Origin of the sequence: Mumia sp., from assembly GCF_028803055.1 — a bacterium.
Lineage (GTDB): Bacteria > Actinomycetota > Actinomycetes > Propionibacteriales > Nocardioidaceae > Mumia.
Map to the genome: position 1 here is coordinate 1 of NZ_JARBCJ010000076.1, position 14,360 is coordinate 14,360.

At 70.4% G+C, this 14,360-nt stretch carries 14 protein-coding genes and 1 pseudogene; 12 read left to right on the top strand and 3 right to left on the bottom strand.

The window, feature by feature from the left end; genetic code table 11:
• Positions 1-496, bottom strand: a pseudogene (locus PV363_RS09170) (hypothetical protein); the annotation flags it as partial.
• Between the two features lie 55 nt (positions 497-551).
• On the opposite strand from PV363_RS09170, the gene PV363_RS09175 reads away from it, so the two are divergent.
• The 5 genes from PV363_RS09175 to PV363_RS09195 all read left to right on the top strand — a co-directional run bounded on the left by PV363_RS09175 (position 552) and on the right by PV363_RS09195 (position 5,765).
• A complete protein-coding gene (locus tag PV363_RS09175; protein ID WP_220346138.1) occupies positions 552-2,003 on the top strand; it encodes an NCS2 family permease in 1,452 nt (483 codons plus the stop codon).
• Positions 2,004-2,108: 105 nt separating this feature from the next.
• Entirely contained in the window at positions 2,109-2,522 is a 414-nt protein-coding gene (locus tag PV363_RS09180; protein ID WP_255559640.1) for a MarR family transcriptional regulator, read from the top strand.
• Positions 2,519-3,946 (top strand): MFS transporter, encoded by a 1,428-nt coding sequence (locus PV363_RS09185; protein ID WP_301022171.1) that lies wholly within the window; start codon positions 2,519-2,521, stop codon positions 3,944-3,946. Before PV363_RS09180 ends, PV363_RS09185 begins: the two co-directional genes overlap by 4 nt.
• A 2-nt stretch (positions 3,947-3,948) precedes the next feature.
• Complete coding sequence (locus PV363_RS09190; RefSeq protein WP_301022172.1) at positions 3,949-4,761, top strand: maleylpyruvate isomerase family mycothiol-dependent enzyme; 813 nt, start codon at positions 3,949-3,951, stop codon at positions 4,759-4,761.
• A 104-nt stretch (positions 4,762-4,865) separates the two neighbouring features.
• Positions 4,866-5,765 (top strand): esterase-like activity of phytase family protein, encoded by a 900-nt coding sequence (locus PV363_RS09195; protein WP_220343542.1) that lies wholly within the window; start codon positions 4,866-4,868, stop codon positions 5,763-5,765.
• Here the strand turns inward: PV363_RS09195 and serC are convergent.
• Positions 5,762-6,868, bottom strand: coding sequence for a phosphoserine transaminase (gene serC, locus PV363_RS09200; RefSeq protein ID WP_220343543.1), 1,107 nt, complete (start codon positions 6,866-6,868; stop codon positions 5,762-5,764). The genes PV363_RS09195 and serC overlap by 4 nt on opposite strands.
• A 95-nt stretch (positions 6,869-6,963) precedes the next feature.
• Between serC and PV363_RS09205 the strand changes: the two genes are divergently transcribed.
• From PV363_RS09205 to PV363_RS09225, 5 genes are read left to right on the top strand one after another with little or no spacing between them, the layout of a single operon-like run.
• Complete coding sequence (locus PV363_RS09205) at positions 6,964-7,920, top strand: ABC transporter ATP-binding protein (RefSeq protein ID WP_220346143.1); 957 nt, start codon at positions 6,964-6,966, stop codon at positions 7,918-7,920.
• A complete protein-coding gene (locus PV363_RS09210) occupies positions 7,917-8,696 on the top strand; it encodes an ABC transporter permease (protein WP_301022173.1) in 780 nt (259 codons plus the stop codon). Before PV363_RS09205 ends, PV363_RS09210 begins: the two co-directional genes overlap by 4 nt.
• A 14-nt stretch (positions 8,697-8,710) precedes the next feature.
• Positions 8,711-9,853, top strand: coding sequence for a sensor histidine kinase (locus PV363_RS09215; protein WP_301022174.1), 1,143 nt, complete (start codon positions 8,711-8,713; stop codon positions 9,851-9,853).
• Positions 9,850-10,479, top strand: coding sequence for a response regulator transcription factor (locus tag PV363_RS09220; protein WP_220343547.1), 630 nt, complete (start codon positions 9,850-9,852; stop codon positions 10,477-10,479). Before PV363_RS09215 ends, PV363_RS09220 begins: the two co-directional genes overlap by 4 nt.
• Before the next feature lie 53 nt (positions 10,480-10,532).
• Positions 10,533-11,405 carry an alpha/beta hydrolase gene (locus PV363_RS09225; protein ID WP_301022175.1) on the top strand — a complete coding sequence of 291 codons (873 nt, stop codon included), beginning with the start codon at positions 10,533-10,535 and terminating at the stop codon, positions 11,403-11,405.
• Here the strand turns inward: PV363_RS09225 and PV363_RS09230 are convergent.
• Positions 11,396-12,217, bottom strand: coding sequence for a TetR/AcrR family transcriptional regulator (locus PV363_RS09230; RefSeq protein ID WP_301022176.1), 822 nt, complete (start codon positions 12,215-12,217; stop codon positions 11,396-11,398). The two genes, PV363_RS09225 and PV363_RS09230, sit on opposite strands and share 10 nt — an antisense overlap.
• Before the next feature lie 56 nt (positions 12,218-12,273).
• Here PV363_RS09230 and PV363_RS09235 point away from each other — a divergent pair, with 56 nt between their 5' ends.
• Together PV363_RS09235 and PV363_RS09240 are read left to right on the top strand one after the other, a co-directional pair.
• Complete coding sequence (locus PV363_RS09235) at positions 12,274-13,284, top strand: ATP-binding cassette domain-containing protein (RefSeq protein WP_255559639.1); 1,011 nt, start codon at positions 12,274-12,276, stop codon at positions 13,282-13,284.
• Positions 13,281-14,105, top strand: coding sequence for an ABC transporter permease (locus PV363_RS09240; protein ID WP_220343550.1), 825 nt, complete (start codon positions 13,281-13,283; stop codon positions 14,103-14,105). Before PV363_RS09235 ends, PV363_RS09240 begins: the two co-directional genes overlap by 4 nt.
• Positions 14,106-14,360: the final 255 nt, after the last annotated feature.

The window sequence follows — 14,360 nt, forward strand, 5'->3', positions numbered from 1 at the left end:
CGAACCCGGCGAGACAGGTCCACAGCCACCACACGTCACCGTTGCGCTGCAGCGTGCCGAGGAAGGGAAGGAGCGCCAGCCCTGCGGCAAGCCACAGGATGGATCCGACCGTCATCGTGCGGATGCCGTCGACGTCGAGCGGCTTGGGGTCGGGGACCACGCGGTGGACCGTGCTGCCGATCTCCAGCTCGGTGACCTCTGGGCGGTCCAGCCCGTGGGCCCGACGACGAGGCGGTGATGGGTCTGCCTTCGGCTCGTGGCGTGGCCCGGGCTGCGGCTCGGGACGTGCCTGTGGCGGCGGCTCGGCGCGCACCGGCTCAGGTGCCGGTGCCGCCGTGACCGGGGCCACAGCCTGTCCGGCGCGGCGAGTGCTTGCGGGTCGGTCCTTCGGCACGGCACGATCAGCCTTGCGGCTCCCGGCGCGACGGGTCTCGGCTCGGCCGCGACCACGCTTGGGGGCCGCGTCCGAGTTGAGCTTCCGCCTGCCTTCCGCCACGCCCATACAGTACCCCGCGGCGGATTCCGTCCTCATTCGTCCTGTCAGGAGCGTCATGTCCACCCAGACCGAGACCGGGTCTCTCGACCGGTTCTTCAAGATCTCAGAACGAGGTTCGAGCGTCACCCGCGAGATCCGCGGCGGTGTCGTCACGTTCTTCACGATGGCCTACATCATCGTGCTGAACCCGATCATCATCGCCGGTGTGCAGGACGTGGACGGTAACTACCTGGGCGGCGGGTCGCAGGCGGAGGCCTTCGCGCTCGTAGCGGCCGGTACGGCGCTGGTTGCGGGCGTCATGAGCATCCTGATGGGCGCCGTCGCCAACTTCCCGCTCGCCATGGCGGCCGGACTCGGCCTCAACGCGTTCGTCGCGTACTCGATCGCCAACCGGATGACGTGGGCCGACGCCATGGGGCTCGTGGTGCTCGAGGGCCTCATCATCCTCGTGCTGGTCCTCACCGGCTTCCGCAAGGCGGTCTTCGACGCCGTCCCGCTGCCGATCAAGACCGCGATCTCGGTGGGCATCGGCCTGTTCATCGCCCTGGTCGGGCTCGTCAACGCCGGAGTCGTACGGACGACGGGCAACGCCTCCCCGCCGATCGGCCTCGGCATCGGGGGCACGCTCTCCGGATGGCCGGTCCTCGTCTTCTGCGTCGGGTTGCTGATCATGCTGGCCCTGTACGCCCGCGGTGTGCACGGCGCGATCCTGCTGGGCATCCTGGCGACCACCGTCATCGCTGTCGTCGTCGAGGCGATCACCGACTCCGGCGCCTCGGGGGGCGACCCGCAGTCGAAGGGCTGGAACCTCAACGTCCCGACCGTCCCCGACGCCTTCGTGGATCTGCCCGACTTCTCCCTGCTGGGCCAGTTCTCCCTCCTGGGGTCGTTCGAGCAGGTCGGGTTCGTGACGACCGTCCTGCTCGTCTTCACGCTCCTGCTCGCCGACTTCTTCGACACGATGGGCACGATGACCGCGATCGGCGCCGAGGCCGGACTCAACGACGAGGACGGCACACCGGAAGGTGCTCAGCGGATCCTCATCGTCGACTCGCTCGGCGCTGTCGCTGGCGGCGCGGCCAGCGTGTCGAGCAACACCGCATACGTCGAGTCGGCCTCCGGTGTGGGAGACGGTGCGCGCACCGGGCTGGCAGGCATCGTCACCGGCCTGCTGTTCCTGCTGGCGACGGTCCTCTCGCCGGTCGTCGTGCACATCCCCAACGAGGCCGCCGTCCCGGCGCTCGTGCTCGTCGGCTTCCTGATGATGCAGCAGGTCGTCGACATCCCGTGGGACGACATCGAGCTCGCGATCCCCGCGTTCCTCACCATCGCCCTCATGCCGTTCACCTACTCGATCAGCGCGGGCATCGGTGCCGGCTTCGTGACGTACGTGCTCATCAAGGCGGTGCGCGGCAAGGCTCGTGACGTCCACGTGCTGATGTGGATCGTGGCGGCGTTGTTCGTGCTCTACTTCGCGATCGACCCGATCACGGGTTGGATCAGCTGATCTCGACCATCCCGGGCGGTGGGCCGTGGCGCGCCCGCCGCCCGGGGTGACGCACGACATCCTTAACGGCTTTAATTAACAATGGCAACGACCTATCCTGGTCGTATGCCCACTGATGCCCAGAAGCTCGCGACGTCGGTGGCTCGTCTCAACCGTCGGCTCCGGCAGGAGCGCCACTCCGACCTGACGCCCAACCAGATGAGCGTGCTCGGGGTGCTGCGCAACCACGGGCCGTTGACACCAGGAGCCATCGCCGCGCTCGAGCGCGTCCAGCCGCCCTCGGTCACCCGTACGCTCAACTGCCTGTTCGACAAGGGCCTGGTCGCCCGAGCCGCCAACCCGTCCGACCGCCGCCAGGTCGTCGTCACGATCAGCGACGAGGGCGCCGCCGTCGTGGACACCGAGCGTGCCCGCCGCGACTCCTGGCTCGCGTCCCGTCTCGCCGCCCTGCCCACCCAGGAGCGCGCGCTGCTCCGTGACGCCACCGCGCTTCTCGAGAAGCTGGTGGTGAGTGAGTGAGCCCCACCTTCCGCTCGCTGTCCGTCCGTAACTACCGGGTCTACGCCACCGGAGGGCTCGTCTCCAACATCGGGACGTGGATGCAGCGCGTCGCCCAGGACTGGCTCGTGCTCGCGCTCACCGGGAGCGGTACGGCCCTCGGCATCACGACCGGTCTTCAGCTGCTCCCCGCACTCCTCTTCTCCCCGGTCGCGGGAGTCGTCGCCGACCGCTTCCCCAAGCGTCGCGTCCTCATGGTCACGCAGATCGCGATGGCCGTGCCCGCAGCCGTCCTGGGTGTGCTTGCCATCACCGGCGTCGCCCAGGCGTGGCACGTCTACGTCCTCGCGTTCCTCTTCGGCGTCGGGACGGCCTTCGACGCACCCGCGCGTCAGTCGTTCGTCGTGGAGATGGTCGGCAGGGACGACCTCGCCAACGCCGTCGGTCTCAACAGCGCCTCGTTCAACTCGGGGCGGATGATCGGCCCGGCGGTGGCCGGCGTGATGATCGCCGCGCTCGGCTCGGGCGTCGTGGCCACCGGATGGGTCATCCTCCTGAACGCCGTGAGCTATGCCGCGGTCTTCCTCTCCCTGGCGGCCCTGCGCGTCCACGACCTGCGGCCAGCCACACCCTCCCCGCGCGGGAGGGGAGCGGTCCGCGCAGGAGTCGGCTACGTACGCTCCCGCCCTGACCTCGTCCTCATCCTGACGACGGTCTTCTTCGTCGGCACGTTCGGGATGAACTTCCAGATGACGTCGGCGCTGATGGCGACCGAGGTGTTCGACAAGGGCGCCACCGAGTATGGGATCCTCGGGTCGATCATGGCGATCGGCTCCCTCGCCGGGGCGCTCGTCGCTGCCCGCCGGGAGCTGCCGACCCGGCGCCTGGTCGTCGGTGCGGCCCTCTCCTTCGTGGTGGTCGAGATCGCGGCCGGCCTGATGCCGACCTATCTCGCCTTCGCCGTCATCCTCCCGCTGCTCGGGTTGAGCGCCCTGACGATGGTGACGGCCGCCAACGCCTACATCCAGCTCACCGTGACGCCCCAGATGCGCGGGCGGGTGGCGGCTCTCTACCTGATGGTGTTCATGGGCGGCACTCCGTTCGGAGCACCCGTGATCGGATGGATCGGTGACACCTTCGGGGCCCGTTGGACGCTGATCCTCGGCGGCCTCGTCGCCGCGGTCGGGATCCTGTCCGCCACGGCGTTCTACCTCCTGCGGGCGGGCATGCACCTGCAGGTCGACCTTCGACAGCGTCCGCGGATCAGGGTGGTCCCGCGCGACCCCCGCGCTGCGGCCGCCGCGGACCGGAGAGCCGACGCTGCTGGGGCTCTGGACCAGACCGACCGGCTCGACGCGGGGGAGTCCGCCCCCGAGCCGTCCGAGTCGTCCCGGCCGGTCGAGCGGCCGCTCGAGCAGCGTTCCCGCGCGCGGTCCGACGCATGACCATGGCGCACGAAACCCTGGTGCCGCTCGGTGCGCGTGGCACCCTGGAGGGCATGGTGTCGACAGACGTCGAGAACCGGCTCCCGTGGGATCTCTATCTCACGGTGATCCGTACCGAGGTGGACCGCATGCTCGAGGCCGCTGCCGACCTCGACGCGGCGGTCCCCAACTGTCCCGGCTGGACGGTGCGTGACCTGCTCGAGCACGTGGCCCTCGTCTTCCGGCACAAGGTCGAGTCGATCCGCAGTGCGAGCGAGCCCCCGTGGCCTGTCGACGACAGAGACACCTCCGACGTCCGCCGCCTGCTGGCCGAGGAGTCGGCGACCCTGCTCGCCGAGCTCCAGCAGCGAGGGCCTCGTCAGGTCCGCTACACCTGGAACCCTTCCGACCAGTCCAACGGCTTCTGGTTCCGCCGGATGGCGCTCGAGGGCACGGTGCACCGGGTCGACGCCGAGCAGGCGGCCGGGACGCAGGTCACGCCCATCGAGGACGAGGTGGCGCTCGACGGCATCGACGAGTTCCTCACCATCATCGTCGGAGGCCCGTGGTGGGACGGTCGGGACGAGACCCCCTACCCGGTCGACGCCGTCGTACGGATCCGTTCCGGCGGGAGGGCATGGACGCTCGACCTGTCGGCGAGGCCGGTCGTCGTGGTCCAGGGGGACGAGGGGGAGGCCGACCTCACGATCGAGGGGAGCCCGCACGACCTCTACCTCTGGCTGTGGGGTCGAGGCACCGCGTCCGCGCTCGCCCTCGACGGCCGCAAGGAGCTGCTCGACGAGCTGGCAGGCCGTTTTGCGGAGTCGGGCGACTAGTTCTCCACCGGTGCAGGCGGCGCGCCTGTACGCCGGACGGGACGAGGGGCTAATCTCGTCCGTCGGGGGCAGCGCCGACAACGAGCAGGAGTGACCCGGAGTCCATGAATCCGCGACACCGCAGGGCCCTCATCCCCGGCCTTCTCGTGATCCTGCTCGTCATCGTGGTCGTCACGGCGCTCGCGCGAGAGGCACGCGCCGCGGAGGGCGATCCCGTGGTCGACCGGCTCAGCACGGTCACCGATGCACGCATCCCGGAGTCGAGCGCGTTGGTCTTCAGCAAGCGCGACCCCGCCCTCGCCTACACGATTAACGACTCGGGCCACGAGCCGACGGTCTTCGCAATCGAGGTCTCGACCGGCGAGGTGGTCGGCGCCACCCGCCTGGTCGGACACCGGCTCGTGGACCCGGAGGCGCTCACCATCGACCGTGACGGCACGTTGTGGGTGGCCGACATCGGCGACAACGACGCTGTCCGCTCGACCGTGTCGCTCTACGCGCTGGACGAGCCGGTCATCGGCACCAAGCAGACCAAGCCGACCCGCTACCGCGTCCGCTACGCCGACGGCAACACCGACGCCGAGGCGCTGCTCTCCGACCCCACCGGCGACGGCATGTACATCGTGTCCAAGGGCCTCCTCGGGGGCCAGGTCTACCGCCTTCCCAGCACCCTGCGCACGACCGGTGTCAACGAGGCCGAGCCGGTCGCCGAGGCCGAGATCCCAGCCATGGTCACCGACGGCGACTACCTTCCCGACGGTGCCCGGGTCATCCTGAGGACCTACACGGGCGTGCACGTCCTCGACGCCCGGACGTGGAAGCAGACGTGGTCGGCAGCCATCCCCGAGACCCGTCAGAGCGAGTCGCTGGCCGCAGCGCCCGACGGCACGTCCGTCATCGTCGGCAGCGAAGGCCTGCCGTCGCCGATCACGCGGATCACCCTCCCCGAGGACCAGCGCGCGGCGATGCTCGCGCCGGCGAGCGGGGTCTTCGACCTCGACTAGTCGTCGAGGTTCTCGACCACGTAGTCGATGCTCTGGGTGAGCAGCGAGATGTCGTCGGGCTCGATCGCAGGGAACGTCGCGATCCGGAGCTGGTTGCGCCCGAGGCCGCGATAGCCCTCGACGTCGACGATGTCGTTGTCGCGCAGCGCCGCGCAGACCGCAGCGGCGTCCACGCCCTCGAGGTCGATCGTGACGACCGTCGCGGACTGCTTGCCGGGATCGGAGACGAACGGCGTCGCGTACGACGACTGCTCGGCCCACCCGTACAGCCGCGACGAGGAGTCCTCGCAACGAGCCACCGACCAGGGAAGCCCTCCGTTGGCGAGGATCCAGCTCAGCTGGTGGTCGGTCCAGAACAGCGATGCGAGCGGCGGGGTGTTGTAGGTCTGGTCCTTGCGCGAGCTCTCCACCGCCTTGGAGAGGTCGAGGAAGGCGGGGATCCAACGGCCGGAGCCAGCGATCTCCTCGACCCTCGCAAGGGCTGCGGGTGACATCAGTGCGAACCACAGCCCGGCGTCGGAGGCGAGCGCCTTCTGCGGGGCGAAGAAGTAGACGTCGCTCTGGGTGACGTCGAGCGGCAGCGCTCCGGCCGCCGAGGTCCCGTCGATCACCACCAGCGCGTCGCTGTCGGCGCCCTCGACACGCCGTACGGGCGCGGTGACACCGGTCGACGTCTCGTTGTGCGCCCACGCATAGACGTCCACGCCGCTCTCGGCGGACGGGACGGGGTGCGAGCCGGGCTCGCTCTCGATCACCGTCGGGGAGCCGAGGAAAGGCGCGCGGGTCGTCGCGGTCGCGAACTTCGCACCGAACTCGCCGAACGACAGGTGCTGGCTGCGCTCACGCACGAGGCCGAACGTCGCGGCGTCGAAGAACGCCGTCGAGCCGCCGATGCCGAGCACGACCTCGTAGTCGTCGGGCAGCGAGAAAAGCGCCCGCATCTGGGCGCGGACAGACCCGACCAGCTCGCGGACCGGCGCCTGCCGGTGCGACGTCCCGATCACCGGGGAGGAGGCGAGTGCCTGCATGGCCTCGTGAGGAACCTTGGAGGGACCGGAGCCGAATCGGCCGTCGGAGGGGCGGAGCTTCTTCGGGATCTGCACGTGCTCATTCTCCCGGGTGCACGTGACAGATGTCAGGGCAAGGTCGTGACGTTCGGCGTACGGGTACGTGGCCGTCCCGGACGACGATCGACGACATGACCAAGACCCAAGATCCCGACAGCACCCCTGCGGTGCTCCTGGACGACGTCGTCAAGACGTTCCGCGCCCCTGGCGGGGACGTCACCGCCGTGGACCACCTCTCGCTCGTCGTACGCCCAGGCGAGGTGGTGGCGTTCCTCGGCCCCAACGGAGCCGGCAAGACGACCACCGTCGACATGATGCTCGGCCTGTCCGACCCGGACGCGGGCACCGTGCGCGTGCACGGGGCGACCCCGAGGGCCGCTGTCGCGCGAGGCGCCGTGTCCGCGGTGATGCAGACCGGTGGTCTGCTGAAGGACTTCACCGTCGGCGAGACCGTCGAGCTCGTCGCGAGCCTTCACCCGGGCTCCCGACCGGTCGGCGAGGTCGTCGAGCGCGCCGGGATAGCCGACGTCACCGGTCGCCTGGTCGGGCGGTGCTCGGGAGGGCAGCAGCAGCGGCTCCGCTTCGCGCTGGCGCTCCTGCCCGACCCCGACCTGCTCGTCCTCGACGAGCCGACGGCCGGGATGGACGTCGAAGGGCGCCGGGACTTCTGGGACGCGATCCGCGCCGACGCGGTCCGGGGGCGGACGACCATCTTCGCGACCCACTACCTCGAGGAGGCCGACGCGTACGCCGATCGGATCGTGCTGGTGCGGCGCGGGCGGATCGTCGCCGACGGCACTCCGTCCGAGATCAAGGCACTCGCCTCGGGCCGTCTGGTCCGGGCGACGCTGCCCGCTGTCGACCCCGCGGTGCTGGCGCAGATCCCCGGCGTCGAGTCCATCGACGTCCGCGGCGACGCCGTGTCGGTCCGCGCGGCGGACAGCGACGCGGTCGCCCGCTATCTGCTCACCAGCACAGCGGCACGGGACGTGGAGATCACCTCCCACAACCTCGAGGACGCGTTCCTCGCCCTCACCTCCGACCAAGGTCAGACCTCGACCCCGGCGACCGAAGGAGCCTTCGCATGACCGCCACCTCGCTCGAACGACGTGTCCCTCCCCTGGGTGGGTTCTCTGTCACCTTCCTCCGCCTCGAGCTGCGGAGGCTGCTGCGCAACAAGCGGACCGTGATCTTCACCCTCGTCCTGCCGGCTGTGTTCTTCCTCCTCTTCGGCACCAGCAGCAGCTACCGGGAGGGGACGGCGGGGGCGGGCAACGTGACCGCGTACGTGATGGTGAGCCTCGCGCTGTACGGCGCGATGGTCGCGACGACCAGCACCGGAGCGGTGGTCGCGACCGAGCGTGCCCTCGGTTGGAGCCGACAGCTGCGGGTGACGCCGCTCAACCCGCTGGCGTACGTCGCGGTCAAGGTCTGCGTGGCCATGGTCCTCGGCGGTGTGTCTGTCGTGGTGGTCAACGTCGTCGGGCGGCTGGCGGGGGCGACGCTGCCGTGGGACCGCACGCTCGCCTGCGCGGCGCTGGCCTGGTTGTGCTCGCTGGTGTTCGCCGCGTTCGGGCTGTTCGTGGGCTACCTCCTGCCGACCGAGAACGTGATGCAGATCGTGGGCCCCGTGCTGGCGCTGCTCGCGTTCGCCGGTGGCCTGTTCGTCCCCGCCGACCAGCTCGGCGACCTGTTCGCCACCGTTGCGAGAGTCACTCCGGTCTACGGGGCGGCAGAGATCGTCCGGGCACCGCTCGGTGACAGCGGCTCTCTCTGGCCTGCGGCGCTCAACGTGGTGGCCTGGACGTCGGTGTTCGTCGCCGGCGCGGTGTGGCGGTTCCGGAAGGACACGGCCCGGGTGTGAATACGCTGGGCGGTGTGACGCGACCACAGGCCTCGCAAGGTGATCCGGTCCCGGGGCCGCCGAGGTGGCGGCACGCCGCCGCCGGGGTGTGGCTGGTCTACCTCTGGTCCCCGGTCGCCGCCCTCCTGAGGGCCGACGGCTGGGAGCGCCTCCTCGGCCTGGCGGCCGTGGCGGTGTTCGTCGCCGCCTACCTCGGCGTCGTCGGACGCAACCGACGGTTCGTCGACCTCGAGACGCGTGGGCCCCGCTGGGAGCTCTGGCCCTGGCTCGCGACGCTTCTCCTGTGCACGGCGTTGATGGTGCCCGGCGCGGGTGACCGCGCCTTGACCGCGCTCGTGTTCGTGGCGGCCGCGGCGATGAGCACCCTGTCGCCGCGCTGGGCGTGGGGATGGGTCGCCGTCCTGCTCGCGATCGTCGAGGTCTCGGCGCGTGTCGTGCCGGGCTGGTCCGACCGAGGCAACGGTTTTGCGCTGATCCTCGCGTCGGTGGCGGTCTTCTTCCTCCGTGCGGCGGTCGGTCGGCAGCGGGCCCTCCTGGCCACCGAGCGCGAGCTCAGCGATGCGCGGCTGGAAGAAGAGCGCTCACGGATCGCGCGCGATCTTCACGACATCCTCGGCCATTCGCTCACCGTCATCGCCGTGAAGGCAGAGCTCGCGGAACGGATGCTCGACCTGGATCCGGAACGCGCACGCGCCGAGCTGGCCGACGTCCGCAGCCTCACGCGTGACGCTCTCTCCGACGTGCGTTCGACGGTCCGAGATGTCCGGGGTGCCTCGCTTCCTGCCGAGATCGCTGCCGCACGGTCGGCGCTGGTGTCGGCAGGGATCGAAGCCGATCTGCCCACGGTGGCCGACGACGTGCCGACGGCCTGGCGCGGGCTGTTCGCCTGGACCGTCCGAGAAGGCGTCACCAACGTGATCCGCCACAGCGCTGCGACGCGGTGCGTCGTACGCCTCGGAGCCGAGGGTGTCTCGGTCGCCGACGACGGACGCGGGCTGGTCGAGGGCCGCACGGACGGGATGGGCCTGCACGGCCTGCGGCAGCGGGCGAAAGACGCCGGCGCCACTCTCGTCGTCGGGCCTGGCCTCCACGGTGCCGGGACCTCGGTCGCGATCGTGGTCCCTGCTGCGGCGCCAGAGCAGGAGGCGGTCTCGTGACCGAGCCCATCAGGGTCCTGCTCGCCGACGACCAGGCACTCGTCCGCGGGGCGCTCGCCGCACTGCTCGACCTCGAGCCGGACCTCACGGTCGTGGCCGAGGTCGCCGACGGTACGCAGGTTGTGGCGGCGGCGATGCAGCACCAGGTCGACGTCGCGCTGCTCGACGTGGAGATGCCGGGCATGGACGGAGTCGCGGCGGCCGCGGCGCTGCGCCAGGCCGTGCCAGGGTGCCGCGTCCTCATGGTGACCACGTTCGGGCGCCCGGGATATCTGCGCCGGGCCCTCGCCGCCGGCGCGTCGGGGTTCGTCGTGAAGGACACGCCCGCTCGGCAGCTCGCGGACGCGGTGCGCCGCGTGCACGGCGGTCTGCGGGTCGTCGACCCGGCGCTCGCGGCCGACTCGTTGGCGTCCGGGGAGTCGCCGCTCACCGAGCGGGAGGCGGACGTTCTCCGGGAGGCACGTGACGGTGGCACCGTGGCTGACATCGCTCGCGTGCTCGCCCTCTCCGAGGGGACCGTCCGCAATCATCTGTCGAGCGCGATCGGCAAGACGTCGGCGCGGACACGTGCCGAGGCGGTGCGGATCGCGGTGGAGAACGGATGGCTGCTCGGCGAGCAGGGATGAGTTCGGTGGTGGCGCACGGTCAACCCCCTCAAAGCACCGATCGAGGAGCCGCTATGACCGAGCCTCACACCCACCGACTGACCGTGCCCGGCGCCGAGATCGCCTACGACGTCCGTCCGCAGCCCTCCGCCTCCGTTCCGCCGCTGCTCGTCATCGGGTCCCCGATGGCCGCGTCGGGGTTCGGTACGCTCGCGGGCCACTTCTCCGACCGGACGGTCGTCACCTACGACCCCCGTGGCGCCGAGCGCAGCGTCCGGACCGACGGAGCGAGCGAGTCGACCCCCGCGGAGCACGCCGACGACCTCATCCGACTCATCGAGGCGACGGGCGGGGGACCGGTCGACGTGTTCGCCACCAGCGGCGGGGCGGTCAACGCCCTCGCGCTCGTGGCCGAGCATCCCGACCTCATCCGGACCTTGGTGGCGCACGAGCCGCCCTTGGCCCAGCTGCTGCCGGATCGGGACCAGGCGCTCGCGGCAACCACCGGCATCCGACGGACCTACCTGGAGGACGGTCTCGGACCCGCGATGGTGCGCTTCATCATGCTCGTCTCCCACCAGGGGCCGGTCCCTGAGGGTTTCGTCGAGGCGCCCGCGCCGGAGCCGTCCGCGTTCGGGCTGCCGGTCGAGGACGACGGATCGCGCGACGACGTCCTGCTCGCCCAGAACCTCGTGTCCTGCACGCACTTCTCTCCCGACGTCGATGCGCTGCGCGAGGTCCTGTCGCGCATCGTGCTGGTCGCCGGGGCGGAGTCGGCCGAGCAGCTGGCGTCGCGCGCGACGTACGCCCTGGCCGACCTGCTCGGCACCTCGGTCACCGTGTTCCCGGGTGACCACGCGGGCTTCCTCGGCGGTGAGTACGGGATGACCGGCCAGCCCGACGACTTCGCCAAGGCGCTGCGGGAGGTGCTCGACGGTCAGGCCTGACCTGCCTCCCGCTGCTCGTCGAGAGCTGCGGTGTAGCGCGCCATGCACTCCTCGAACGACGGGATCGGGCTGCCGCCCTCGGCCTGTGCACGGTCGATGAGCAGCTCGAGCGTGTCGAGCAGGCCCTTGATGTGGGGGTCGAACGGGGTGGCGGCGTTCTCGAAGGCCCCCACGCTCCAGAGCCTCGTCATCGCCGGGAACCTGGACGGGTCGAAGGTCTCCTCCCAGAAGTCGCTCGTGGACGCCCAGTAGGCGGCGTAGTCGGTGCCTTGGCTGCGCCGGTCGGCGTCCTCGGCCGCAGCAGCGCGGGCCGACCCGACGACCGTGTCGTGCACGATGCCGATCGTGTCGATCACCTGGCTGGCTGTGAGCCCGGTGTCGATGAGGATCTGGTAGCCCGCCTCGTCGAACGCGAAGACGTGTGGTGCCAGGGGGAGACGCCACCGGTTGACGTCGAGCAGCCACGGGTGCCGGCGCAGCAGCTGCCAGTAGCCGCGCGCATAGCGCTCGAGCGCCGGACGCCACGGCAGGCCCGGCTCGGGCAGGTCGACGTCGGCGTAGGCCCGGTCGACCATCGCGTCGAGGAGCTCGTCGCGACCGGGCACGTGCGAGTACAGCGTCATCGCCCCGACACCGAGGGACCGGGCGACCGACCGCATCGAGACCGCGTCCAGGCCCTGGGCGTCCGCGATCGCGACAGCGGCGTCCACGACCTGGGGGCGGCTCACCCTCGCCGGACGGCCTCGAGTCGACGCGACGGGGGACTCCCACAGTGCGGCGTAGCGGTGCCGTGGGGGATCTGTGTCGGTCATCAAGTCTCCTGGAAAAGGCCTTGCCGGACTTTATCGTACAGCGTACCGTTGCTCGCATGACAGATTCAGTACGCCGTACGACAAGTATGGTCTCTGCACGAGGTCTCACGAAGACCTTCACACGGAAGAAGGAGGTCGTCGAGGCCGTCAAGGACGTCGACCTCGACGTCGCGGACGGGGAGCTGGTCGCCTTCCTCGGTCCCAACGGCGCAGGCAAGTCGACCACCCTGCGGATGCTCACGTCGCTGCTCCGACCGACAGCCGGCACTGCGACCGTCGCCGGCTATGACGTGGTGCGTGACCCCGCCGAGGTACGAGCCCGCATCGGCTACATCGGTCAGGGCAACGCCGGCGGCTACTCGTACCGGGTGGGTGACGAGCTCCAGAACCAGGGACGCTTCTATTCGGTGCCGGCCGACGTGGCCCGGCGGCGGGCCGGCGAGCTGCTCGAGGCGCTCGAGCTCTCGGGGATGGAGAAGCGCACGGTGCTGTCGCTCTCAGGGGGCCAGCGCCGACGGCTCGACGTCGCCATGGGGCTGATGAACCATCCGGGCCTGCTGTTCCTCGACGAGCCCACCACCGGGCTCGACCCGCACGCGCGGGCCAACCTGTGGGAGCACATCATGCGCCTGCGGGTCGAGAACACCATGACGATGCTCCTGACCACCCACTACCTCGACGAGGCCGACTCGATGGCCGAGCGCATCGTCCTCATCGACCACGGCACGGTGATCGCCGACGCGACCCCGACCTCGCTCAAGCGCGACTTCGCCGACGACGTCGTGACGCTCGGGCTCGTCCCAGGCGCCGACACCACTGCCGTCGTCGTGGAGAAGGCCCGCTCCGTGCTCCCCGACGAGATCAGCCGCGTCGAGGACCACCACGAGGACGACGGGTCCGTCCGGCTCGTCCTGTCGACCAACCACGGGCCGGATCTCGTGCCGACCGTCCTGCGCTCGCTCGAGGCGGTGGGCGTGACCGTGGGGTCGGCGGACGTCAAGCAGGCGTCGCTCGACGACGTCTTCCTCAACCTGACCGGCCGGAGCCTGCGCGAGGAGGCAGCATGACCACCACGATCCAGACCCACGTCCAGGTCGCGAGCCCGTTGCCGGAGCGGTCGCGCTCGGCGAAGTGGCTCCACGACACCGCCGCGGTCTTCGTCCGAGAGATCCTCGTGACGTTGCGCGACCCGTTCACGCTGATCTTCTCGCTGCTGCAGCCGCTGGTCTTCCTCGGTCTCTTCGGTCCCCTGCTCGACGGGATGCTGGGGGACGCGGCGATCGACGGCGAGTCGGCGCTGCAGTGGTTCCTGCCCGGGGTGCTCGTGATGATCGCGGTCTTCGGGACCGGCATGGTCGGCGGCAACCTGCTCTACGAGCTGATGACCGGAGCGTACGAGCGGATCCTCGCGACACCGCTCGACCGCTCGTCGATCCTGGTCGGGCGCGCCCTCAAGGAGTTCGCGCCGCTGGTCGTGCAGGCGCTGCTGATCACGGTGGTGGCGATCCCGTTCGGGCTGGCGTTCTATCCGGCGCACGTGTTGCTCGGGCTGCTCATCCTGGGCATCTTCGGAATCGGGCTGGGCTCCCTGTCGTACGCGCTGGGGCTGGCCTCGAAGAATCGGGAGTGGGTGTTCTGGGGCGTTCAGCAGTCGCTGATCTTTCCGCTGCTGCTCCTGGCGGGCATGATGCTGCCGCTGGAGGCGGGGCCGGAGTGGATGCGGGTCGTCTCGAAGTTCAACCCGTTGACCTACATCGTCGACGCCGAGCGCGCGCTCTTCGCCGGCACGATGTGGGACTCGACCGTCGCGTGGGGCCTGCTCGCCGCGCTCGCGACGTGCGCGGTCGGCCTGTGGGTCGGCATCTGGAAGGTCAAGCGGACGATCTGACCCGCCCGCCCCGCGAGGGTGCGGTGCGTCACACCAACGCCCGGCGGGTGGCTGTAACACCGGCGTCATCCGTACGATGCGCAGCATGAGCGAGTTGTCGTTGAGCGGCGGCGCGGTCTCCTCCCGCGAAGCGTGGGAGAAGGCCGCGGCGGCTGTGCTCCGCAAGGCCCGACGGCTGTCGGACGACCAGCCCGACGCCGCGGTGTGGGAGGCACTGACGACCCGCACGCTCGACGGCATCGCCGTCACCCCGCT

Coding starts and splice junctions, on each gene's coding strand:
- PV363_RS09175 (WP_220346138.1), top strand. CDS start 552: ATGTCCACCCAGACCGAGACCGGGTCTCTCGACCGGTTCTTCAAGATC.
- PV363_RS09180 (WP_255559640.1), top strand. CDS start 2,109: ATGCCCACTGATGCCCAGAAGCTCGCGACGTCGGTGGCTCGTCTCAAC.
- PV363_RS09190 (WP_301022172.1), top strand. CDS start 3,949: ATGGCGCACGAAACCCTGGTGCCGCTCGGTGCGCGTGGCACCCTGGAG.
- PV363_RS09195 (WP_220343542.1), top strand. CDS start 4,866: ATGAATCCGCGACACCGCAGGGCCCTCATCCCCGGCCTTCTCGTGATC.
- PV363_RS09205 (WP_220346143.1), top strand. CDS start 6,964: ATGACCAAGACCCAAGATCCCGACAGCACCCCTGCGGTGCTCCTGGAC.
- PV363_RS09210 (WP_301022173.1), top strand. CDS start 7,917: ATGACCGCCACCTCGCTCGAACGACGTGTCCCTCCCCTGGGTGGGTTC.
- PV363_RS09225 (WP_301022175.1), top strand. CDS start 10,533: ATGACCGAGCCTCACACCCACCGACTGACCGTGCCCGGCGCCGAGATC.
- PV363_RS09230 (WP_301022176.1), bottom strand. CDS start 12,217: ATGACCGACACAGATCCCCCACGGCACCGCTACGCCGCACTGTGGGAG.
- PV363_RS09235 (WP_255559639.1), top strand. CDS start 12,274: ATGACAGATTCAGTACGCCGTACGACAAGTATGGTCTCTGCACGAGGT.
- PV363_RS09240 (WP_220343550.1), top strand. CDS start 13,281: ATGACCACCACGATCCAGACCCACGTCCAGGTCGCGAGCCCGTTGCCG.